Origin of the sequence: Pseudomonas serbica (genome assembly GCF_028823535.1) — a bacterium.
Classification (GTDB): Bacteria; Pseudomonadota; Gammaproteobacteria; order Pseudomonadales; family Pseudomonadaceae; genus Aquipseudomonas; species Aquipseudomonas serbica.
In genome coordinates this window covers 164,799-186,170 of the sequence record NZ_JAQIYM010000014.1, presented here as the reverse complement: position 1 = coordinate 186,170, position 21,372 = coordinate 164,799, and the positions used below count along the sequence as shown (strand labels likewise).

21 protein-coding genes are annotated in these 21,372 nt (G+C 60.3%); 18 read left to right on the top strand and 3 right to left on the bottom strand.

The genetic code is table 11. The annotated features are described in order from the left end of the window. Window positions 1-577 precede the first annotated feature (577 nt). From NQL71_RS23070 to NQL71_RS23055, 4 genes are read left to right on the top strand one after another with little or no spacing between them, the layout of a single operon-like run. Window positions 578-1,465 (top strand): TauD/TfdA dioxygenase family protein, encoded by an 888-nt coding sequence (locus NQL71_RS23070; protein ID WP_274643347.1) that lies wholly within the window; start codon window positions 578-580, stop codon window positions 1,463-1,465. An 18-nt stretch (window positions 1,466-1,483) separates the two neighbouring features. Continuing rightward, a complete protein-coding gene (locus NQL71_RS23065; RefSeq protein WP_166620443.1) occupies window positions 1,484-2,509 on the top strand; it encodes an ABC transporter substrate-binding protein in 1,026 nt (341 codons plus the stop codon). A 5-nt stretch (window positions 2,510-2,514) separates the two neighbouring features. Then, window positions 2,515-3,375 carry an ABC transporter ATP-binding protein gene (locus tag NQL71_RS23060; RefSeq protein ID WP_166620444.1) on the top strand — a complete coding sequence of 287 codons (861 nt, stop codon included), beginning with the start codon at window positions 2,515-2,517 and terminating at the stop codon, window positions 3,373-3,375. A gap of 21 nt (window positions 3,376-3,396) precedes the next feature. Then, the gene (locus NQL71_RS23055; RefSeq protein ID WP_166620445.1) at window positions 3,397-4,263 is read left to right on the top strand and encodes an ABC transporter permease; all 867 of its coding nucleotides are present in this window, start codon (window positions 3,397-3,399) and stop codon (window positions 4,261-4,263) included. A 62-nt stretch (window positions 4,264-4,325) separates the two neighbouring features. Here NQL71_RS23055 and NQL71_RS23050 read toward each other — a convergent pair whose 3' ends face one another. Continuing rightward, window positions 4,326-5,261 (bottom strand): RHS repeat-associated core domain-containing protein, encoded by a 936-nt coding sequence (locus NQL71_RS23050; RefSeq protein ID WP_080956965.1) that lies wholly within the window; start codon window positions 5,259-5,261, stop codon window positions 4,326-4,328. Window positions 5,262-5,446: 185 nt separating this feature from the next. On the opposite strand from NQL71_RS23050, the gene NQL71_RS23045 reads away from it, so the two are divergent. The 5 genes from NQL71_RS23045 to NQL71_RS23025 all read left to right on the top strand — a co-directional run bounded on the left by NQL71_RS23045 (window position 5,447) and on the right by NQL71_RS23025 (window position 11,381). Beyond that, window positions 5,447-6,373 (top strand): LysR family transcriptional regulator, encoded by a 927-nt coding sequence (locus NQL71_RS23045; protein ID WP_046815401.1) that lies wholly within the window; start codon window positions 5,447-5,449, stop codon window positions 6,371-6,373. Between the two features lie 209 nt (window positions 6,374-6,582). Then, window positions 6,583-8,118, top strand: a complete 1,536-nt coding sequence (locus NQL71_RS23040) for an MFS transporter (RefSeq protein WP_046815400.1) — start codon at window positions 6,583-6,585, stop codon at window positions 8,116-8,118. Window positions 8,119-8,145: 27 nt separating this feature from the next. After that, on the top strand, window positions 8,146-9,210 hold the full coding sequence (locus NQL71_RS23035; protein WP_274643346.1) for an HlyD family secretion protein: 1,065 nt from the start codon (window positions 8,146-8,148) through the stop codon (window positions 9,208-9,210). Beyond that, window positions 9,207-10,706: an efflux transporter outer membrane subunit gene (locus NQL71_RS23030; protein ID WP_248687220.1), complete on the top strand. Its 1,500-nt coding sequence runs from the start codon at window positions 9,207-9,209 to the stop codon at window positions 10,704-10,706. The genes NQL71_RS23035 and NQL71_RS23030 overlap by 4 nt, the downstream gene beginning before the upstream one ends. Before the next feature lie 114 nt (window positions 10,707-10,820). After that, window positions 10,821-11,381 (top strand): hypothetical protein, encoded by a 561-nt coding sequence (locus NQL71_RS23025; protein WP_082240518.1) that lies wholly within the window; start codon window positions 10,821-10,823, stop codon window positions 11,379-11,381. 13 nt (window positions 11,382-11,394) lie between these two features. On the opposite strand, the gene NQL71_RS23020 is transcribed toward NQL71_RS23025, so the two are convergent. Together NQL71_RS23020 and NQL71_RS23015 are read right to left on the bottom strand one after the other, a co-directional pair. Further along, window positions 11,395-12,153 carry a slipin family protein gene (locus NQL71_RS23020; RefSeq protein ID WP_046815397.1) on the bottom strand — a complete coding sequence of 253 codons (759 nt, stop codon included), beginning with the start codon at window positions 12,151-12,153 and terminating at the stop codon, window positions 11,395-11,397. A 2-nt stretch (window positions 12,154-12,155) separates the two neighbouring features. Then, window positions 12,156-12,689 (bottom strand): NfeD family protein, encoded by a 534-nt coding sequence (locus NQL71_RS23015; RefSeq protein ID WP_274643345.1) that lies wholly within the window; start codon window positions 12,687-12,689, stop codon window positions 12,156-12,158. Between the two features lie 195 nt (window positions 12,690-12,884). On the opposite strand from NQL71_RS23015, the gene NQL71_RS23010 reads away from it, so the two are divergent. The 9 genes from NQL71_RS23010 (at window position 12,885) to NQL71_RS22970 (ending at window position 21,353) form a co-directional block, all read left to right on the top strand. Continuing rightward, complete coding sequence (locus NQL71_RS23010) at window positions 12,885-13,346, top strand: aminoacyl-tRNA deacylase (RefSeq protein ID WP_046815395.1); 462 nt, start codon at window positions 12,885-12,887, stop codon at window positions 13,344-13,346. Window positions 13,347-13,469: 123 nt separating this feature from the next. Then, a complete protein-coding gene (locus NQL71_RS23005; RefSeq protein ID WP_046815394.1) occupies window positions 13,470-13,715 on the top strand; it encodes a DUF2789 domain-containing protein in 246 nt (81 codons plus the stop codon). Window positions 13,716-13,825: 110 nt separating this feature from the next. After that, window positions 13,826-14,254, top strand: coding sequence for a MarR family winged helix-turn-helix transcriptional regulator (locus NQL71_RS23000; protein ID WP_274643344.1), 429 nt, complete (start codon window positions 13,826-13,828; stop codon window positions 14,252-14,254). Then, complete coding sequence (locus NQL71_RS22995; RefSeq protein WP_274643343.1) at window positions 14,251-16,323, top strand: FUSC family protein; 2,073 nt, start codon at window positions 14,251-14,253, stop codon at window positions 16,321-16,323. The genes NQL71_RS23000 and NQL71_RS22995 overlap by 4 nt, the downstream gene beginning before the upstream one ends. Beyond that, complete coding sequence (locus NQL71_RS22990; protein WP_008059581.1) at window positions 16,320-16,529, top strand: DUF1656 domain-containing protein; 210 nt, start codon at window positions 16,320-16,322, stop codon at window positions 16,527-16,529. The genes NQL71_RS22995 and NQL71_RS22990 overlap by 4 nt, the downstream gene beginning before the upstream one ends. After that, window positions 16,526-17,413 (top strand): efflux RND transporter periplasmic adaptor subunit, encoded by an 888-nt coding sequence (locus NQL71_RS22985; protein ID WP_046815391.1) that lies wholly within the window; start codon window positions 16,526-16,528, stop codon window positions 17,411-17,413. Before NQL71_RS22990 ends, NQL71_RS22985 begins: the two co-directional genes overlap by 4 nt. Then, on the top strand, window positions 17,410-18,858 hold the full coding sequence (locus NQL71_RS22980; RefSeq protein ID WP_274643342.1) for an efflux transporter outer membrane subunit: 1,449 nt from the start codon (window positions 17,410-17,412) through the stop codon (window positions 18,856-18,858). The genes NQL71_RS22985 and NQL71_RS22980 overlap by 4 nt, the downstream gene beginning before the upstream one ends. A gap of 93 nt (window positions 18,859-18,951) precedes the next feature. Further along, a complete protein-coding gene (locus NQL71_RS22975) occupies window positions 18,952-19,587 on the top strand; it encodes a hypothetical protein (RefSeq protein ID WP_046815389.1) in 636 nt (211 codons plus the stop codon). A gap of 254 nt (window positions 19,588-19,841) precedes the next feature. After that, the gene (locus NQL71_RS22970; protein ID WP_274643341.1) at window positions 19,842-21,353 is read left to right on the top strand and encodes a YdgA family protein; all 1,512 of its coding nucleotides are present in this window, start codon (window positions 19,842-19,844) and stop codon (window positions 21,351-21,353) included. Window positions 21,354-21,372: the final 19 nt, after the last annotated feature.

Below are 21,372 nucleotides of genomic sequence, written 5' to 3'. Positions count from 1 at the left end.
ACTCAACCCGAATGGTTAAGAATCGGCAAAATTTGAAGGCCGCTAACAAAGAGACAATGAGACAATGAATATCCAGGCATCGCTATCGGCGGCGAAACTCGTCTCAATAAATGATAAAAACTTTTATCAATCAACTAAGCCAGAGAAACCTATCACCGCGCCAGGGCGTGATGGCCATTTTGCAGCGCGCGAATAATGTGGCACCCGGCTGGCGGTGTCAATATTTTGTGGGGAAGAGTTTAGAGTCGTAGGGACAGACGGCGAAAGTTAGTCATTTTATTGGCGCCTTTAATCTGTTAATGAACGATTATTACTGGCGAGCTATCGACGTGTACGAGCGGGTTACTTTGTGGCGTCACGATTGAGATCAATTTCGTGATCAGCTGTGTGGAGCACAGCAAAATTCATATCGTTATTCATTAACGGTATTTAAATTTAATTTCTTATATCTATAAAGTTACACCCCTGCGTACCTGCCGACCAATCGGCGCGCCGCACGACACGAACCAACACGGAACCTCCGTGAGTTTCTGATCGACGAGCGCGCCCTTGAGCGTGCCGTGCGTGGGAGTGATTTATGTCTGCAGCTTCAGCATCGCCAAGCATCGCGCCACAATTCTTCGAAGTCCGCCCGTTCAGCGGGGCGGTGGGTGCCGAGATCGTCGGTCTCGATTTGTCCCGCCCGGTCAATGACCAGGACTTCGCGCGCATTCACCGTGCGCACCTGGATCATCATGTGGTGGTGTTCCGCGACCAACGCATCACCCCCGAGCAGCAAATCGATTTCAGCCGTCGTTTTGGCGTGTTGCAGATCCATGTGCTCAAGCAATTCCTGCTGGCCGGGCACCCGGAAATCCTCATCGTTTCCAACATCATCGAGAATGGCCAATCCATCGGCCTGGGTGACGCTGGCAAGTTCTGGCACTCCGACCTTTCCTACAAAGAACTGCCAAGCCTGGGCTCGATGCTGCATGCCCAGGACCTGCCGTCCGAAGGCGGCGACACCCTGTTCGCCGACATGCACAAAGCCTGGGACAACCTGCCCGAGGCGCTGCGCAAAGCCGTCGAAGGTCGCTCGGCCGCGCATTCCTACACGGCGCGCTACAGCGAAACCAAGTTCGAAGGCAACTGGCGCCCGACCCTGACCCCGGAACAACTGGCGCAAGTCGCCGAAGTCATCCACCCGGTCGTGCGCACCCACCCGGAAAACGGCCGCAAGGCGTTGTTCGTCAGCGAGGGTTTCACCACCCGCATCGTTGGTTTGCCGCAAGACGAGAGCAAGCAATTGCTCGACGAACTCTACGCCCACAGCGTGTTGACGCAAAACATCTACCGCCATCAGTGGCAGCCCCATGACCTGGTGTTCTGGGACAACCGTTCGCTGATCCATCTCGCCGCCGGATGCCCCAGCCATCTGCGCCGCAAGCTGTATCGCACCACCATCCAGGGCGACGCGCCTTTCTGATTTGCCGGAGATTCGACCATGTCCAAACGTCTACCCTTTGCACCGCTGGCCGCGGCCATCGGCCTGGGTTTCAGCCTGATCGCCGGCAGCCTGGTGGCCCCGACCGTGGCCCGGGCCGAAGGTGAAATCCGCATCGCCGAACAGTTCGGCATTGTTTACCTGCTGCTTAATGTGGTCCGCGACCAGAACCTGATCGAGAAGTACGGCAAGCAGGAAGGCATCGACATCAAGGTCGACTGGACCCAGCTCTCCGGTGGCGCGGCGGTCAACGATGCGCTGCTCTCCGGCTCGATCGACATTGCCGGTGCCGGCGTTGGTCCGCTGCTGACCATCTGGGATCGCACCCACGGCAAGCAGAACGTCAAGGCCGTGGCGTCCTTGGGCAACTTTCCGTACTACCTGGTGAGCAACAATCCCAAGGTCAAGACCATCGCCGACTTCACCGAGAAGGACCGCATCGCGGTGCCGGCCGTAGGTGTGTCGGTGCAGTCTCGCTTCCTGCAATATGCGGCCGCCAAGCAGTGGGGCGACAAGGAATTCAATCGCCTCGACAAGTACACCATCGCCGTGCCGCATCCTGATGCCACGGCCGCGTTGATCGCCGGTGGCACCGAGTTGAGCGGGCACTTTTCCAACCCGCCATTCCAGGATCAGGCGCTGTCCAATCCAAACGTGCACGTGGTGCTCAACACCTACGACCTGCTCGGGCCGAACTCGCCGACGGTGCTGTTTGCCACCGGGAAATTCCGCGATGAAAACCCGAAGACCTACAAGGCCTTCGTCGATGCGCTGACAGAAGCGGCGCAATTCGCGCAAAACGATAAAGGCGCGGCGGCGGACACTTACATCCGCGTCACCAAGGCCAAGATCGACCGCGCCGAGCTGTTGAAAATCATCGACAACCCGCAGTTCGAATTCAGCGTCACACCCAAAAACACCTACCCGTTGGCCGAGTTCCTCTACCGTGTGGGCGCGATCAAGCACAAACCGGACTCATGGAAGGACTACTTCTTCCAGGACGCCAAACCGCTGCAAGGGAGCTGACCGACATGAACGCCCCGTTGCAAGGCCACACGGTCAGCAAACCGATCGCCACCGCCCAGTCGCTGCTCTCGGTCGACAGCGTCAGCCTGGAATACCGCACACCCCAGCGGGTGGTGCGTGCCACCCACCAGGTCAGTTTCGAGGTGGATCCGGCGGATCGCTTCGTCCTGCTCGGGCCGTCCGGGTGCGGCAAGTCGACCTTGCTCAAGGCCGCTGCGGGATTTATCCAGCCAGTCGAGGGTGAGATCCGCCTGCAAGGTCAGCGCGTCGATGCGCCAGGGCCGGACCGCATTGTCGTGTTTCAGGAATTCGATCAACTGCCGCCGTGGAAAACCGTCAAGCAGAACGTGATGTTTCCGCTGCTGGCCTCGAACACCCTAAAGCGTAAAGAGGCCGAGGAGCGGGCGCTGCACTACCTGGAAAAGGTCGGCTTGGCGGCGTTTGCCGACGCCTATCCACATACGTTGTCGGGCGGCATGAAGGCGCGCGTCGCCATCGCCCGGGCGTTGGCGATGCAGCCGAAAATCCTTCTGATGGATGAACCCTTCGCCGCGCTCGACGCCCTGACCCGACGCAAGATGCAGGAAGAGTTGCTGCTGCTCTGGGAGGAGGTGCGTTTCACGCTGCTGTTCGTCACGCACTCCATCGAAGAGGCGTTGGTGGTGGGCAATCGTATCCTGTTGCTGTCGCCACACCCGGGTCGGGTGCGGGCGGAAGTCCACAGCCATCAGTACGACTTGCACAGCCTTGGCGGCGTGGCGTTCCAGGAGTCGGCGCGGCGCATCCATCGCTTGTTGTTCGATGAAGGCCAGTCGCCGGAGACCGAGCGCGAGCTGGATTTCGCCGACATCCGCATCGCTTATTGAGCCGTTTGAGAGGAGGGCCCGATGAGCCATTTATCATCCCCGCGTGAAGAATTCGAAACCATTTTGCAGCCACTGACCAGCGTTGCGCTGGAACGTGAACTACCGCTTGGCCAACGCCTGTGGCAACAGGGCTGGCTGCGCAAGAGCCTTATCCTGTTCTTGCTGGCGCTACTCTGGGAAGCCACTGCGCGTTATACGAACAACGACTTGCTGTTGCCGAGCTTTGTGCAAACCGCCAGCGCGCTGTACGACGGCCTGCTCAGCGGCGAGTTGCTGGGCAAGGTGTGGATTTCCCTGGTGGTGCTGCTCAAGGGCTACCTGATTGGCATCGTCCTGGCGTTTGCCCTGACCACCTTGGCGGTGTCGACGCAATTGGGTCGCGACCTGCTCAGTACCCTGACCTCGATGTTCAACCCATTACCGGCCATCGCACTACTGCCGCTGGCGCTGCTGTGGTTCGGCCTGGGGCAGAACAGCCTGATCTTCGTGTTGGTGCATTCGGTGCTCTGGGCCTTGGCGCTCAATACGTACGCAGGTTTTCTCGGCGTCTCGGAAACCCTGCGCATGGCCGGCCGCAATTACGGCCTCAAGGGCATGCGCTTCGTGCTGTTCATCCTGATCCCCGCGGCACTGCCGTCGATCCTCGCCGGACTGAAAATCGGCTGGGCCTTCGCCTGGCGCACGTTGATCGCCGCCGAGTTGGTGTTCGGCGCAACCAGTGGCAGGGGCGGGTTGGGCTGGTACATCTTCCAGAACCGCAATGAGCTTTATACCGACAAGGTGTTTGCCGGGTTGGCGGTGGTGATTCTGATTGGGTTGCTGGTGGAGAATTTGGTGTTTGATTCGTTGGAAAGGGTGACGGTGAAGCGGTGGGGGATGCAGCGGTAGAGTGGGTCGGTATTAGCGTGAAGGCATAAAAGACTGGCATGCACTAACCAAATCAACTGAATTTAACGACTGCGAAATTGACTTGTATACAAGACAAGCTCCTGTGCTTTTACTACAGCATTTTGTGCTTCCTTGTAACCAGGCGGCATGGCGTCGGCATAATTGGGTAGTGAAGTTCGTTTGTTGGAGGGTTGATCGGAAGCTGTCGGTGTTTGTTTGGGGGGCGAAAGTTTTGAGCTTTCTGACGTGTCAGGTTGGTGACCACTGCTACGCCCCCGACTTGAAGTGTTGAGTGAGCTGTTGCCACGTCGCGCACTGGATTGGTGGGCACTCATTGCGGTTGGCCACACGCCTCCGACACCATGCCCCGATTGTTCAGGGAGGCTTGCTGTGTTTGGGCGAGGACGCCATTTTGGAAGCGAATCCAAATGTTCGCCCACTCGAGGCAAAAAAGATGACGCAGTAGTATCGACAAACTGCGGCGCGCTACTACCAATAAAGCTATTCGCTATCGTTTGTCTCGCGATTGATCGTGCATTACGCGCGGCGACTCTTGCATTCAGCGTCGCTTGAGAGCTCCCAAATGACAGATTTTCCCGAATGAAGAGTTTAATCACCTCCCAAGGGCCATGCCCGGATGGATCCCCCCGATTTACCGGATCCCCTGCGCAATACATATAAGGATTCAACCAACCCCGCCCAAATGGACTCCAACTGTCCGGACTATGAAACCGCATCAATCGCGGGTTGTAGACACGGTAGCCATTACCCAACACATACCAACTGGTTTGCATCTCACGCAATTGGCCATTGAAGCCCAAACGTGTTGTGACCTCCTGTTGCCCGGACTGTTGGCCGTAAGCGGAATAGGCGATGGCGTTGGTTTTGCCATCGACGATTTCGCCGATGATTGAACGGCTGTTATCCGTTGCCAATAACAACAACGTCGTGCGTTGCGAAGTGGAAGTCTTCTGATCAACGGGTTTTGACTGGGTCATGCCGCTGGCTTCGCCGAAGTATGGTCGAGGGCTTTAGTTGTACACCTCACGACCTCAGTCGAGAACTATCAGAACTGCTAGGAGTACAGGCGTGTACGCCAGCCTGTGGAGCTGCCGGAGGCTTCGATCTTTTGATCTGCTAGCATTGCGCCTAAATCAACCCTGACCAGCCACGAGTGCTCGCCATGCAACTACCAGACATGAACCTCTTGGTCGCCCTCGACGCCCTTCTCGACGAGGGCAGCGTAGTGGGCGCGGCGCGGCGGATGAACCTCAGCCCGGCGGCCATGAGTCGCACGTTGACGCGCATCCGCGAGGCTATTGGCGATCCGATCCTGGTGCGTGCTGGCCGTGGTCTGGTACCGACGCCAAAGGCACTGGAGTTGCGCGAGCAGGTACGTGACCTGGTGGAGCAGGCCGCGCAGCTGTTCCACTCGGCCAGGGTGGTGGATTTGGGCAGCTTGCGGCGGCGCTTCAGTATCCGCGCCAATGACTTTTTCATCGGCATCTACGGCGGCAAGCTGTTCGACACCATGGAGCGTCAGGCCCCGCATTGCGAATTGCGTTTTGCGCCAGAGGGCGATGGCGATGATGAGGCCTTGCGCGAGGGTCGCATCGACCTGAGCGTCAGCAACAACCGGCCGCTGATGCCGGAAGTAAAGGTACAAAACCTGTTTTCAACGCAGTTTGTCGGCCTGGTGCGCGAGGATCATCCCTTGCTCGATCAAGAGATCACCGCTGAACGCTTTGCAGGCTACTCCCATATCAGCATGTCCCGTCGCGGCATCGCGCGCGGGCCGATCGATGCCGCACTCAACGCCTTGGGCCTGGAGCGGCGAGTAGCGGTGATCGCGCCGAGTTTCCATGCGGCGATGTTCGCCTTGCCCGATTCCGACCTGATTCTGCCGGTACCCAGGGAGACGCTGTTGAGCGTTCGCCGGCTGGGGCTGAAGTTGCGCTCGTTTACTCTGCCGATTCCGTTGCCGACCATCGTGCTCAGCCAGGCCTGGCACCCTCGCTTCGACAATGACCCCGCTCACCGCTGGCTTCGTGAAACCCTGAAAACCTGCTGTGACGAGACATGGCTGGCGGCCCAACCAGTCTTGGGTTGAGCGACTATCCCCTGTGGAAGCGGGCTTGCTCGCGAAAGCGGTTCAGGCGACTTCATTGTTGTCTGACCCGCCCTCTTCGCGAGCAAGCCCGCTCCCACACATTCCATATCGTTGCGTCTGGCACACTTATAACCTGTCGATAAGTCAGTTTTCGTCAGGTACCGCGCTTCATAGAATGCTCCGATGTTTAAATCCCGGAGCTCGCAGTAATGTCTTCCCTCACGGTCACGGCCCCTCTCGCCGCGGCCAGCCCGACAGCCGCCGCACCACCGGTCTTCGGCCCGCGGATCATCATCGGCCTGGTGGGCGTATTGCTCGCGGTGTTGGTATCGGGCCTGAACGAGATGGTGACCAAGGTGGCCCTGGCCGATATTCGAGGCGCCTTGGCCATCGGCTACGACGAAGGCACCTGGCTGGTCGCCAGCTACGCCGCGACCTCGGTGGCGGCCATGGCATTTGCGCCCTGGTGTGGCGTCACGTTCTCGCTGCGGCGCTTCACCCTTTGCGCCATCAGTGCCTTCACCCTGCTGGGGGTGTTGTGCCCGTTGGCGCCGAACTACGAAAGCCTTCTGGTCCTGCGCACGTTGCAAGGCCTGGCCGGTGGCGCGCTGCCGCCGATGCTGATGACCGTCGCCCTGCGTTTTCTGCCAGCCAACGTCAAGCTCTACGGCCTGGCCGGTTATGCCCTCACCGCCACCTTCGGACCGGGGCTGGGCACGCCGCTGGCCGGGCTCTGGAGCGAGTATGTCGGCTGGCAGTGGACCTTCTGGCAGATCGTCGTACCGTGCCTGATTGCCATGCTCGCCGTGGCCTACGGCATCCCCCAGGACCCGCTACGCCTGGAACGCTTCAAACAGTTCAATTGGCGTGGTCTGCTGTTGGGTTTTCCGGCGATCTGCATGCTGGTGATCGGCATCCTGCAGGGCAATCGCCTGGACTGGTTCGAGTCGAGCCTGATCAGTGTCTTGCTGGTGGGCGGTACGCTGTTGCTGGTGCTGTTCCTGATCAACGAGTGGTCGCAACCGATTCCGTTTTTCAAGATACAGATGCTCGGCATCCGCAACCTGGCGTTCGCCCTGATCACCCTGGCCGGCGTGCTGGTGGTGTTGCTGGCGGTAGTGATCATTCCGTCCAGCTATCTGGCGCAGGTCCAGGGTTATCGCCCGGTGCAGACCGCGCCCATCACCCTGTTGGCGGCGCTCCCGCAGTTGATAGCGCTGCCCTTGGTGGCGGCGCTGTGCAACCTGCGATGGGTTGATTGCCGCTGGGTGTTGGGGATCGGCCTGAGCATGCTGGTGTTGTCCTGCATCGGCGGTTCGCAGCTGACCTCGGTGTGGATTCGCGACGAATTCTATGCCCTGCAACTGCTGCAGATCTTCGGTCAACCCATGTCGGTCTTGCCGTTGCTGATGCTCTCGACCGGCAGCATCAGCCCCATGGACGGCCCCTTCGCGTCGTCCTGGTTCAACACCGTGAAAGGCCTGGCGGCGGTGATCGCTACCGGCGTGCTGGAAACCCTGACCACGCATCGCCTGCACTTTCACTCGAGCATGCTGGTGGACCGCCTCGGCAATTCGCCCCTGGTCGACAGCGACACCCCGGGCCTCGCCCACCGCTTGCATGAGCAGGCCGTGGTGCTGGCTGCGGCGGACCTTTACCTGTGCATGGCCGGCGTCGCTTTGGCGCTGATCCTGCTGATTTTCTGGCTGCCGACGCGGATCTATCCGCCCCGTGCGCCGACCTGAATGCATCACTGAAACAGAAGGTTTTTCATGACGACTCAATCCAAGCAAAAAGTAGCCGTGGGCGTCTGTGTCGTGATCGCGACGGGCGTACTGATTTATCTGCTGGCGCCCGGCCTGTTCGGCCAGCGCACGCAGCAGAGCACCAATGATGCCTATGTCTCGGCAGACTACACGCTGGTGGTGCCCCGCGTTGCCGGGTTCATCAAGCAAGTACTGGTGGAAGACAACCAACAGGTCAAGGCGGGGCAGTTGCTGGCCCTGATCGATGACCGCGACCTGCGCGCCGCCGCCGAAGCCGCTGCCGCCGAAGCAGTGGTCGCCCAGGCGCAACTGCAAAATGCGCGAGCGACACTTGAGCGTCAGGCTTCGGTGATTGCTCAGGCACAGGCGCAGGTGGTGTCCGCCAAGGCTGAACTGGCTTTCGCTCAACATGAACTGGACCGCTACGACCATTTGGCCGGGGTGGGGGCCGGCACGGTGCAGAACGCACAGCAAGCGCGCACGCGCATCGACCAGGCCAGTGCCCGGTTGACCAATGTGACGGCGGTACTGGCGGCAGAACGCAAGCAGGTGGACATACTCGCCGCCCAGCGCGACGGGGCCGAAGGTGGTTTGAAACGGGCGCAGGCCAAGCTGGAAATCGCCAGCTACGACCTGTCTTACACACGGATCACCGCGCCGCAGGACGGCATGGTCGGTGAGCGCGCGGTACGTGTTGGGGCTTATGTCACGCCGGGCAGCAAACTGCTCGCGGTGGTGCCGCTGGCGCAAGCCTACGTGGTGGCCAATTTCCAGGAAACCCAACTGACGAATGTGCAGCCGGGGCAGGACGTGCAGGTGCATGTCGACACCTTTGGCGGCGCAACGTTGAACGGGCGGGTCGAGAGCATCGCACCGGCCACGGGGGTGACCTTTGCATCAGTCAAACCGGATAACGCAACGGGCAACTTTACGAAGGTGGTGCAACGGATACCGGTGAAGATAGTGCTGGAACCGGGGCAGGCACTGGCCCAGCGGTTGCGGGTGGGAATGTCGGTGGAGGCGAGTATCGATACGGCAAGCGTCAAGGCTAATGAGGTTGTTCAGCGATGAAGATTTTCGTTGAATACGATCCCCTGGGGGAGCGAGCCTGCTCGCGAAGAGGCCATCAGCCTCGACTCACCTTTTGCGCCTTGCTCGTAATGAGCCTCGGCGCCTGCACCGTAGGTCCGGACTTCCAGAAACCTCAGGCACAGCAAGTCACCGAGTGGGCGAAACCATCAAAAGCCGCCACCAGCCAAGCCATAGCCGAGACCATGAACGAACGTTGGTGGCAGGTGTTCAACGATCCGCAACTCTCGGCCCTCACTCAACGTGCCTTGACCGACAACCTCGACCTCAAGCTCGCCAGCAGCCGCTTGCAACAAAGCCGTGCGGTGCGCCAGGTGGTGACGGCCGATCGTTATCCCAGCAGCGCCGTTGGCGGCAGTTACGCCCGTAAACGCAACAGCGGTGAAGGCCTGAGCGACCCGTCGGGGCATGACGGTAACTCCGCGTTCAACCTTTGGGATGCCGGGTTCTCCGCCTCGTGGGAGCTGGATTTCTGGGGCAGGGTGCGCCGCGAAACCGAAGCCGCCGATGCCACCCTGGAAGTCGCGGAAAACGACCGTCGCGGCGTGCTGTTGTCGGTGCTTGCCGAAACCGCCCAGGACTACATTCAACTGCGCGGCGTGCAGAACACCCGGGCCGTCACCGAACAGAACCTCGACGTCGCCCGGCACAGCCTCAAGCTGTCGCAACTGCGCCTGGCCGACGGCGTCGCAACCGACCTCGATGTCGCCGAAGCGGCCGCCCAGGTCGCGGCCATCGAGTCGCGCCTGCCAGCCCTGGAGCAACGCCAGGCGCAATTGATCAACGCCCTGAGCTTGTTGATGGGCGAGCCACCACAGGCGCTGACGGCCGAGCTGTCCACCGACGCACCGGTGCCGCAGACCCCGCGCCAGGTCGCCATCGGCTTGCCGTCGCAACTGGCCGAGCGCCGCCCGGACATCCGCCAGGCCGAAGCCCGCCTGCATGCCGCGACCGCCAGTATCGGCGTGGCCAAGGGTGATTTTTATCCGCGCATTACCCTGTCGGGCAGTGTCGGTTCGCAAGCCATGCAATTGAGCGATTTCGGCTCTTGGGGATCACGCGCGTTCGGCATCGGCCCGCAATTCAGCCTGCCACTGTTCGACGGCGGCCGGCTGCGCGGTGTGCTGGATTTGCGCGAGGCCCAGCAACAGGAAGCAGCCATCGCCTACCAGCAAACCGTGCTGCGCGCATGGCATGAAATCGACGACCAATTGAGCGCCTACAACGCCAGCCAACTGCGCCGAGACAGCCTCGCCGAAGCCGTGCGCCAGAACCGGATCGCCCTGCAAACCGCGCAACAGCAATACGTCGAAGGCGTGGTGGACTTCGTCAACGTACTCACCGTACAAAGCGCATTGCTGGCGACCCAGGAGCAATGGGTGGAGAGTTCCACCGGTGTGTCACTGGCAGCGGTCGGCTTGTATAAGGCGCTGGGTGGCGGATGGGAGTCGGTTTATCCGCTGACTGCGCAACGGTGAATGAAATCGTGTAGCCGGACGTAGGAAGCGTCCTGATTTTTTTATGTGGGCATCCGAGATGCCCATCAGGGGTTAGCATTTTGGTCCACTTCATGACCCTGGTTATGCATCCCTATGAATGCCAATCCTTATGCGCCTCCAGTGGCCGAACTTCATTGCACTGAAACACCCCGCGCGACCTTTTTCGTTGTGGGGACAAGCAAATTCGCGCTGATGATCGTTTTCACCTTTGGTTTGTACCTTACCTATTGGATGTATAAAAACTGGAAGTTTTACCGCACCGCCACGGGCAACAAAGTGTTACCCATAGTTCGTGCAATTTTTTTCGTGTTTTTTGTGTACTCGTTGTTCACCAGCATTGATCGGCGAATACGCGCTTCAGGTAAGGACTATCGTTGGTACCCGCGCTTGCTGGCGTTGATTGTGATCATGAATGCGCTAGCGGGCATGGGGCTGATATGGTTACCGGATCTGCACATCAGCTTTGCGCTGAGTCTTCTGGTCCTACTCTTGCAAGTCTGCTCCTTGTTGCGTGTACAAGAAGCAATCAACTATCTGGAAAACGACGTGCGCGGGACGGCGAACTCGACACTGACTTTTGCCAATGGTGTCGGGTTCGCATTTGGCTTGTGCTTTTGGGGCGTGGCGATTCTGGGTTTTTATACCCTGTTGTAGTGCCGCTCTCGACTCAAGGTTTGGCCGACAGATCCGCCATGCCCTTGAGCAATTCGATCGGCAACGGAAAGACGATGGTCGAGCTCTTGTCCCCGGCGATCGAACTCAGCGTCTGCATGTAGCGCAGCTGCATGGCGCCGGGTTGGCGGCCGAGCATTTCGGCGGCTTGCATGAGTTTTTCCGAAGCCTGCAATTCACCTTCCGCGTGGATGACTTTTGCCCGGCGCTCGCGTTCCGCTTCTGCCTGCCTGGCGATGGCGCGAATCATCGATTCGTTGAGGTCCACGTGCTTGATTTCGACGTTGGCCACCTTGATGCCCCAGGTGTCGGTCTGGGCATCGAGTACTTGCTGGATATCGATGTTCAGCCGTTCGCGCTCGGACAGCAATTCATCAAGTTCGTGTTTACCGAGCACTGCGCGCAAGGTGGTTTGCGCCAGTTGGCTGGTGGCCATGAGAAAATCCTCGACCTGGATGATTGCCTTCTGTGGATCGAGCACGCGGAAATACAATACAGCGTTGACCTTGACCGAGACGTTGTCGCGGGTGATTACATCTTGCGGCGGGACGTCGAGGACGATAGTGCGCAAGTCGACGCGAACCATTTGCTGGATCACTGGAATCAGCAGGATCAGGCCGGGGCCCTTGACCTGCCAGAAGCGCCCGAGCTGGAACACCACCCCGCGCTCGTACTCGCGCAGGATACGGAACGTCGCCCCCGCCAGTGCGATCAGCAACAGCAGCAGCGCGACAAACCCGATTTGCAAGCCCATGACTAATCTCCAACCGTTACCGCATCAGCCGCGGCCACTTCCAGCAACAATCCCTTGCGTGCCACCACCCGGACCTGTTGCCCGACATGCAATGGCTGGGTGCTCGCTACCTGCCAGTTTTCGCCCTGCAAGTGCACCCAGCCCAGGCATGCATCGGCGGCCTGCAAGGCCAGCACCGAGGTCACGCTGCCCAGCAGGACGGCGTCGCCGCTGACGGTGTGGCGCGGCCGGGTCTTCAGGGCGCGGATCAGCAGGAATATCAGCAGCAGCGCGCTGATCAGTCCCAGGCCGATCATCAACGGCACGGGCAATTCGGCATTGGTCAGGATCAGCGCGCCGATCACGAACATCACGATCCCGCCCAGACCGATCACGCCGTAGTTGGGCAGTGCCGCTTCGGCGATCAGGAAGGCGATACCGAAGGTGATCAGCCACATCCCCGCGGGGTTGGAAACCGGCAGGCCGGCGGTGTCCGCAGCGAGGACGGAGCCGCTCAATGCCAGCAGCAACGCAACGGCACAATAGCGAGTGTTCACGTGACCCTCCGGGAGAGTCGCAGGTGCTTCTGTATACAGTCTAGTTGAGGCGCCGACTGTATGAATTTTAACCAGTTGTCGACGCGGCCGATGGGCGGATTTCCCGCGGGCTTGCCCCAGCGGGCCTAGACTTTTACTACGTACAAAAGTGTTAACCATCGTCCGCAGGCGTTCTCGCGGACACCGAGGTGCATCATGCGTATGGCAAGAACCGTGCAGCGAAGCCTGGAGCAGGCTAAATGCGAATATGACATCGTTACCCATCCACACTCGGCCAGCAGCCTCGAAACCGCGCGGGTCGCGGGTATTCCCGCGGAACGTGTGGCCAAGTCGGTCATTCTCGACGACCACCACGGCCATTACCTGATGGCCGTGCTGCCCGCCAGCCGTCACCTGGACTTGAGCAAAGTACGCAGCAGCGGTGAATGGCAGGTCTCCCGGGAAAGCAACCTGCCGCACCTGTTCGACGACTGCGAGCGCGGCGCCGTGCCTGCCCTGGGCGAAGCCTATGGCCTGGACGTGGTCATCGACCCGCTGCTGACCCGGCAGAAAGACATCTATCTGGAGGCTGGCAACCACATCAACCTATTGCACATGGACATGCCGCAATTTCTGAAAATGGTGCCGCATGCGGAGGTGCGAGAGTTGAGTCATTGAGTCAATGCTACCGTCTTCGCGAGCAGGCTCGCTCCCACAGGGTCACCGCATTCCCCTGTAGGAGCGAGCTTGCTCGCGATGGACCGCGCAGCGGTCCCTTTATCAGATTTACAGGAGCCAGACATGGAAAACCCAACCCACAGCCTTCCCTCCCTGTTCAAACAACTCGGCCTTCCCGACGACGCCGAGAGCATCGACAAATTCATCGCCACTCATTCGCCGCTCAAACCCGAGTTGCATCTGGCGGATGCTTTTTTCTGGAATTCGAGTCAGGCGGATCTGTTGCGCAATGAAATTCTGGATGATGCCGATTGGGCGGAGGTGGTGGATCAGTTGAATGTGCTGTTGAGGAAGGGGCGAGGGGCGTAAAGCAATTTGTTTCAAAACTTGACTGAAAATCTCCTCCAATGGCATATTGATAGTTAGCAAACTAACAGTGTGTGTTTTCCCTCGTGCCGAATTCCCTCGACGTTCTCCAGATGAACATCAGCAGCACCATGGTGGTGGCCGCTCGGCATTGGCGAAAAATCTGCCAGAGCACGTTGGCCAACTATGGAATTTCCGAAGCCTGTGCCGTCCCGCTGCTGATGATCGGGCGCCTGGGCGAGGGTGTGCGGCAGGTGACGGTGGCGCAGGCGGCGGGGATGGAAAGCCCGTCCCTGGTGCGATTGCTCGATCAGTTATGCCAGGGCGGCTACGTCTGCCGCACCGAAGACGCCCAGGACCGTCGCGCCAAATGCCTGAGCCTGACCGATACCGGTCGCACCCTGGTGCAAGCCGTTGAGGTCGAGTTGGTGCGGCTGCGTCATGAAGTGCTCGAAGGGATTGCTGAGGGAGACCTTGAAGCGACGCTGCGCGTGTTGCAGGCCTTCGAGTCGGCCAGTCATTTGCCGGTGGCCAACCCTTGAGTGGCTTTTTTACCGGCATGCCCTCGGCGCGGGATTGGTTCTACGGCGTGCGCACCTTCGCGGCTTCGATGATCGCGCTGTACATCGCCCTGCTCATGCAAATGCCGCGGCCATATTGGGCGATGGCTACGGTGTACATCGTTTCCAGCCCGTTTGTCGGTCCGACCAGTTCCAAGGCGCTATACCGTGCGGTCGGCACTTTCCTGGGGGCCGCCGCGGCTGTCCTGTTCGTGCCGATGTTCGTGCAGAGCCCTTATGTGCTGGTAGTAGTCATCGCGCTATGGACCGGGACGTTGCTGTTCCTGTCCATGCATTTGCGCACCGCCAACAATTACGCCTTGATGCTGGCCGGCTACACCTTGCCGTTGATCGCCCTGCCGGTGGTGAATAACCCGTTGGCGGTGTGGGACGTGGCTGAAGCGCGCACAGAAGAAATCTTCCTCGGCATCGCCGTCGCTGCGGTAGTTGGCGCAATGTTCTGGCCGCGACGGCTGGCGCCGGTATTCAACGACTCAGTGAGCAAATGGTTTGCCGACGCGTCGACCTACAGCGCGCGCTTTCTCGGGCGCAACGTGCAGCCCGACGAAGTCAGCGCGTTGCGCACCTCGATGGTTGCCACGTTCAATACCCTGGAGCTGATGATCGGCCAGTTGCCCCACGAAGGCGCGCGCCCACAAACGGTGCGCAACACCAAGGAGTTGCGCGGGCGGATGATTCACCTGTTGCCGGTGATCGATGCCCTCGACGATGCACTCTACGCCTTGGAAAGACGCACCCCCGAGCTGGTGGACAAGTTCGCTCCCTTGCTCGCCGCCGCCAGTGAATGGCTTGAGCACAAAGACGCCGAGATCGGGCGCTGGCAAGCGCTAAAAGACCAGCTTGAAGCGCTGCAACCCAGCGCCGAAGAGCTGGGTGATCGCAAGCAACTGCTGTTCTCCAACGCCATTTATCGCCTCGGCGAATGGGTCGATTTGTGGCAGGACTGCCGCAGCCTGCAACACGCGATCCAGTGCGAAAGCCAGGACAGTTGGCGCGCGGTTTATCGGCATTGGCGTCTGGGGCGCCTGACCCCCTTTCTGGATCGTGGCCTGATGTTCTACTCCGCCGCCTCCACTGTCGCTGCGATCATTGTCGCCTCGGTGCTGTGGATTCTGCTGGGCTGGACCGATGGCGGCAGTGCAGTGATCCTGGCGGCCGTGGCGTGCAGCTTCTTCGCCTCGATGGACGACCCGGCACCGCAGATCTACCGGTTCTTTTTCTGGACGGCGATGTCGGTGGTGTTCGCCAGCCTCTACCTGTTTCTGGTCCTGCCCAACCTGCATGACTTCCCGATGCTGGTGCTGGCTTTCGCCGTGCCGTTCATTTGCATCGGGACCCTGACGGTCAAGCCGCAGTTCTATCTGGGCATGTTGCTGACCCTGGTCAACACTTCATCGTTCATCAGTATCCAGGGCGCCTACGACGCGGACTTCCTCAGCTTCGCCAACTCCAACCTGGCAGGCCCCGTCGGCTTGCTGTTCGCCTTCGTCTGGACCCTGATCGCCCGGCCGTTCGGTGCTGAGCTGGCGGCCAAGCGCCTGACCCGTTTCGCCTGGCGCGACATTGTCAGCCTCACCGAGCCGGCGAGTCTGGCCGATCACCGACGCCTGGGCGTGCAGGTACTGGATCGCCTGATGCAGCATTTGCCGCGCCTGGCCGTAATCGGCCAGGACACCGGCATCGCCTTGCGCGAGGTACGTGTGGCGCTGAACCTGCTGGACCTATTGGCCTACACGCCGCGGGTTCAGGGTGCACCGCAAGCGTTGCTGCATCAGGTGGTTGCCGAGGTTGGCGAATACTTCAGGGCCTGCCTCAAGGCTGGCGAACGCCTGCCGGCGCCGAGCCCGTTGCTGATGACCCTCGACCGTACCCGTCGGGCATTGGCCGGCGCGCCGGACGAGCAAACCCGACTGCACCTGCTGCACGCCTTGAGTGGCTTGCGCCTGGCGTTGTTGCCCGGTGTCGAATTCGTCGGTTCTGCCGAGCCCGAAGAACCGCTTCCCCATGGCATCGATGGAGCGCCTTTATGATCGGTGACCTGGATATCAGCGGGGTGTTCCTGCCCACGCTGCTGGTGCTGATGGGCATTACCTATGTGTTGTACCTGTTGGTGCACGGGGTGCTGACGCGCCTGCACTTTTACCGTCTGGTCTGGCACCGGGCATTGTTCAACGTGGCCCTCTACGCCCTGCTGCTTGGCGCCGTGGACTCACTCAGTCGATACCTGATGACATGAAAAAACCGTTTTTAACCCTCGGTCGCGTAGTCCTGACCCTGCTGATCGTCACCTTCGCCGTGGTCGTGGTCTGGCGCATGGTGATGTACTACATGTTCGCGCCCTGGACCCGCGACGGGCACATCCGTGCCGACATCGTGCAGATCGCGCCGGACGTATCCGGGCTGATCCAGCAAGTGCAAGTGCGCGACAACCAGTGGGTCAAGCGCGGCCAGGTGCTGTTCAACATCGACCAGGACCGCTTCAAGCTGGCCCTGCGCCAGGCGAAAGCGGCGGTCGCCGACCGCGAGGAAACGTTGGCCCAGGCCCAGCGCGAAGCCAAGCGCAACAAGGGCCTGGGCAATCTGGTGCCGGGCGAGCAACTGGAAGAAAGCCAGTCACGGGTAGCCCGCGCCCAGGTGGCGTTGATGGAAGCGCAGGTCGCTGTAGACAGCGCGCAGCTGAACCTCGATCGCTCGGTGATCCGCAGCCCCGTGGACGGCTACGTCAACGACCGGGCGCCGCGCGCACAGGAGTTCGTCAGTGCCGGGCGGCCGGTGTTGTCGGTCGTGGACAGCAATTCTTTCCATATCGACGGCTATTTCGAAGAAACCAAGCTCAACGGCATCCATATCGGCCAAAGCGTCGACATCCGGGTGATCGGCGACAACGCGCGGCTGCGCGGCCATGTGGAAAGCATCGTCGCCGGCATCGAAGACCGCGACCGCACCAGTGGCAACAACCTGCTGCCCAACGTCAACCCGGCCTTCAGTTGGGTGCGCTTGGCCCAGCGGATTCCGGTGCGTATCGCCTTTGATGATGTCCCTGAGGATTTCCGCATGATTGCCGGGCGCACCGCCACGGTCTCGATCATCGACGACCAGCACCGGGAGCTCGCGCAATGAGCAAGGCCTCTGGTTTGGCGATCGCCGGATTAGGCTTGCTGCTGTCGGCGTGTCAGATGGTCGGTCCGGATTATCACTTGCCGGACGAAGCCGCGATCCACCGTGAAGACCTGCAGGGCGAACTGGCGGTGAACGGCAAACCGGTGGTTTCGGCGCCGGTGCCCGCCGACTGGTGGCGCCTGTATCATGATCCGCGGCTCGACCAGTTGGTACAGCAGGCCTTGGCCTCCAACACTGATTTGCGCGTAGCGGCCGCCAGCCTGCTGCGAGCGCGTGCTCAGGTCGACGCGGCCGAGGCAGCGGGCGGCTGGAGCGGTGGGGTGAAGATGGGCGCCCAGCGCTTGCAGGAATCCGGTGAGGCGTTCTTGCTTCCGGAAAAGGTGCCGGTGGCCAACATTGGCGATATCGGCATCAGTGCGTCGTATCAGTTCGACCTGTTCGGCACCTTGCAGCGCGGCATCGAAGCGGCCAGGGCCAATGCCGACGCAACCCAGGCGGCCGCCGATACGGCGCGCATCACCTTGGTGGCCGATGTGGTCCGGGCTTATACCCAAGTGTGCGCGGCCAACGAAGAGCGGGAAATCGCCCAGCACTCACTCGACCTGCAAGCCCAGAGCACCACACTCATCCAGCGTTTGCGCGATGCCGGGCGTGGTGACGAAACCCAGGTCACCCGTTCGCAAACCCAGTTCAAATCCTTGCGCGCCGACATGCCGCGCTATGAAGCTGCGCGCCAGGCTGGGCTGTTCCGCCTGTCGATGCTGCTGGCCAAACCGCTGGATCAATTACCGGCCGGCACCGATAGCTGCGCCGAACTGCCAAAAATTGCGCAATTGTTGCCGGTGGGTGATGGTGCATCGCTGCTCAAGCGCCGTCCCGACATCCGCCAGGCCGAACGGCGACTGGCGGCCGCGACCGCTGGTATCGGTGTTGCCACCGGTGAGCTGTACCCGGACATCCGCATCGGCGCGACCATCGGTACGGTTGGTATCCTGGAGAACCTTGGCGAACCCTCCACCAACCGTTGGGGGTTCGGCCCGTCGCTGACCTGGAACGTGCCGACCAACGGCGCTCGAGCACGAATTCGTGAGGCCGAGGCAGTCACCCAGGCCACGCTGGCGCACTTCGATGGCGTGGTACTCAACGCAATTCGTGAAACCCAGACCGGCCTGGCCCAGTACTCCGCCTTGCTGCAACGCCGCGAGGCCCTGGCGGACGCCGAGCAGTCGGCGAAACTGGCCGCAGACCAGACCCATCGCTTCTTCCAGGCCGGTCGTGCGTCTTTCCTGGCGGACCTGCAGGCGACACGCACTTACACCGACGTCACCGCGCAACTGGCCGCCGCCAACACTCAGGTTGCCATCAGCCAGATCGATTTGTTCCTCGCCTTGGGTGGCGGTTGGGAAAGCGGACGAACGCAAGCGTCGAACTCCAGCAAACCCTGAGGCCGTTGCTATGCTTTGAAGTGTTGAAAGGGCGTTCCTGCAAAAGCGCCCTCGATTCGCACAAGGCTCGCGCAGGTCATGGGGAAACCAATAATGAAAAACCCTTATGCTCTCGGCTTCTGGTGCGCCGTGGTGGCGTTAGTGCTGCTCACGGGCACCTATTTCTACGGCATCATGCTGGCTAACCAGATCGACACGGCGCTGACGTTCCTCGACAGTGCCGCCCTGTTGATAGCCGCGATGTCCATTTCGGTGGTGGCCTGGGCCACGGTCCAAGGGCAGCGAACCAAAAAAAGACAGCTTGAACAAGGCAAGACCCTGGTGATGATCTGGGACACCAAGGTGGCGCTACGGCGTGTCGAATCGGTCTTCGATCGTTATTTTTGGGGCAGCTATTGGCAACCGGGCAGGACCTTCCAGGAAGTCATGGGGGAGCTCACGGGCACGCCGCTGGAAAAAAGCCTCGAGACCCTGAAAAAGCAATGCCTCGAGCTGGACAAACAAGTGGCTGACGACGGTCGCCACTGGCTCAACAATGCCCGCGAATTGGCTGACGTCGCCACCGCCATGGCTCGCGAGCGCTATCAGCTGGACTTCTGCGACCCGCGCGGGGAAGTGACGGGTGGGGCGGTGATCAACCGGGATTTCGAAGTGCTGATCTATACGTGGACGGCGCGGCTCAAAACCTTTGATCATCAGCTTGATGAGATCGAGGTTCAGTATTCCTGATTCCGTGTTGGCAGGACTGACGCCTTCGCTGGCAAGCCAGCTCCTACAGGTATGAGGTGATCCTTGTAGGAGCTGGCTTGCCAGCGAAGGCGGTCTTGTATTCGCCAAGACACTTTTTCACCCTTAACCATTGGGCCACCCATCGCGCCTGATGCTAACCTGCACCCCACTTTCAGCGCTGTCGTGACCGCAACCCGTCATGGGTCCAGGGAAGACGACCACACCTTCAACAACGGACATTGAACGGGTCATTCATGAATAAATCAGCAGGCGTGCTCCTGGGAATCGTTGTCGCCATGGGTGCAATCAGCGCCGGCGGCGCCTGGTTCACCGGCACCAAGATCGAAGGTGTGCTCAACACCTCCCTGGCGGATGCCAACAAGCAATTGCAGGCCGCCATGGTCGGATACAAAGGCACCGCCTCGCTGGAGCTGGTATCCCTGGAACGCCATGTATTCAGCAGCACGGCGCATTACCGCCTCAAGGGTGAGGGCGAGATGTTCGGCGAGGCCCCGGTCGAGTTGCTGTTTGTCGATCACATTGAACACGGCCCGCTGCCGTTCTCGCGCCTGGTGTCGCTGAAGTGGTTGCCGGTCATGGCTACCAGTCACTACGAACTGGAAAAGACCCCGATCACGGAAAAATGGTTCGCCGCCACCAAGGACGCTTCACCACTCAAGGGTGTGGTCAACATTGGCTACGACAACTCCACCAATGGCACGCTTGAATTGCTGCCGCTGGAAACGGCACTGGATGACAAGTCCAGCCTGAAGTTTTCCGGCTTGAAAGTTGACGTAGCGGCCAGTGCCCAGGCACAGAAGGTCAAGGCCGACGGTTACATGGACAGCCTGAAGCTGACCACCGTTGCCGAAGACCAGACACCTGTGCAGGTCGAGTTGAGTGGTCTTACCCTGGCCAGCAACCTGGCAAAAAGCACCTACGGTTATTACACCGGCGATAACACCGTCGAGCTGAGCAACAGCAAAACCACCTTTGGTCCCAAGCAGTCGGTACTGGGCTTCAAGAATTTCGAAATGAAGAACCATACCGAGGAATCAGGTAGCAGTGCTTCCGGGCGCGCCGATTACAAGATTGCCGAAGTGTCCCTGAACGGCAAGGCCGTGGGTTCTGCCCAACTGGCCATGAGCCTGAAGAACCTCGACATCCCGGCGACGTTGTCGTTGATGCAGATCTACCAGACTAAATTGCAGCCCTATGAGCAGGTCGCCGCCGAAGCTGTCGAGGCCGGTCAACCGGTCCCCGAGCTGAACTTGACCGAAGCAGAAGAAGCGCAGCTTAAAAACGGCCTGGAGCAATTGCTGGCGGCTGGCCCGCAGGTGGCCCTGGAGAACCTGTCGTTCAACACCGCCAATGGCGAAAGCCGCGCCAACCTGGTGCTGGACCTGACCAAGCCGCAATCGATCGACCTGCCGGCCGACCAGTTGGTCCGCCAGATGATCGCGCTGCTGGACGTCAATTTGAAAGTGTCGAAACCGATGCTGGTCGACCTGCTCACCGTACAGTCGCAAATCGACGGTCAGACCGACGCCAAGCTCATTGCCGATCAGGCCACCGCCACCGCCGACATGTTCAGCAGCATGGCGGTCGGCTCGCAACTGGCAAAACTGGACAACAACAACGTTGTCAGCCAACTGCACTACGCCAATAACCAGGTGGAGTTCAACGGCCAGAAAATGACCGTCGAAGAGTTCGTCAGTTTCTTGATGAGCAAGTTCGGTAATCCTGGCTTAGTCCAAGAGCCATAACCGTCCCCTGTAGGAGCCC

Bases quoted from the DNA above. Each gene is read 5' to 3' on its own strand.
- NQL71_RS23070 (WP_274643347.1), top strand. From the start codon at position 578: ATGTCTGCAGCTTCAGCATCGCCAAGCATCGCGCCACAATTCTTCGAA.
- NQL71_RS23065 (WP_166620443.1), top strand. From the start codon at position 1,484: ATGTCCAAACGTCTACCCTTTGCACCGCTGGCCGCGGCCATCGGCCTG.
- NQL71_RS23060 (WP_166620444.1), top strand. From the start codon at position 2,515: ATGAACGCCCCGTTGCAAGGCCACACGGTCAGCAAACCGATCGCCACC.
- NQL71_RS23055 (WP_166620445.1), top strand. From the start codon at position 3,397: ATGAGCCATTTATCATCCCCGCGTGAAGAATTCGAAACCATTTTGCAG.
- NQL71_RS23050 (WP_080956965.1), bottom strand. From the start codon at position 5,261: ATGACCCAGTCAAAACCCGTTGATCAGAAGACTTCCACTTCGCAACGC.
- NQL71_RS23045 (WP_046815401.1), top strand. From the start codon at position 5,447: ATGCAACTACCAGACATGAACCTCTTGGTCGCCCTCGACGCCCTTCTC.
- NQL71_RS23040 (WP_046815400.1), top strand. From the start codon at position 6,583: ATGTCTTCCCTCACGGTCACGGCCCCTCTCGCCGCGGCCAGCCCGACA.
- NQL71_RS23035 (WP_274643346.1), top strand. From the start codon at position 8,146: ATGACGACTCAATCCAAGCAAAAAGTAGCCGTGGGCGTCTGTGTCGTG.
- NQL71_RS23030 (WP_248687220.1), top strand. From the start codon at position 9,207: ATGAAGATTTTCGTTGAATACGATCCCCTGGGGGAGCGAGCCTGCTCG.
- NQL71_RS23025 (WP_082240518.1), top strand. From the start codon at position 10,821: ATGAATGCCAATCCTTATGCGCCTCCAGTGGCCGAACTTCATTGCACT.
- NQL71_RS23020 (WP_046815397.1), bottom strand. From the start codon at position 12,153: ATGGGCTTGCAAATCGGGTTTGTCGCGCTGCTGCTGTTGCTGATCGCA.
- NQL71_RS23010 (WP_046815395.1), top strand. From the start codon at position 12,885: ATGCGTATGGCAAGAACCGTGCAGCGAAGCCTGGAGCAGGCTAAATGC.
- NQL71_RS23005 (WP_046815394.1), top strand. From the start codon at position 13,470: ATGGAAAACCCAACCCACAGCCTTCCCTCCCTGTTCAAACAACTCGGC.
- NQL71_RS23000 (WP_274643344.1), top strand. From the start codon at position 13,826: ATGAACATCAGCAGCACCATGGTGGTGGCCGCTCGGCATTGGCGAAAA.
- NQL71_RS22990 (WP_008059581.1), top strand. From the start codon at position 16,320: ATGATCGGTGACCTGGATATCAGCGGGGTGTTCCTGCCCACGCTGCTG.
- NQL71_RS22985 (WP_046815391.1), top strand. From the start codon at position 16,526: ATGAAAAAACCGTTTTTAACCCTCGGTCGCGTAGTCCTGACCCTGCTG.
- NQL71_RS22980 (WP_274643342.1), top strand. From the start codon at position 17,410: ATGAGCAAGGCCTCTGGTTTGGCGATCGCCGGATTAGGCTTGCTGCTG.
- NQL71_RS22975 (WP_046815389.1), top strand. From the start codon at position 18,952: ATGAAAAACCCTTATGCTCTCGGCTTCTGGTGCGCCGTGGTGGCGTTA.
- NQL71_RS22970 (WP_274643341.1), top strand. From the start codon at position 19,842: ATGAATAAATCAGCAGGCGTGCTCCTGGGAATCGTTGTCGCCATGGGT.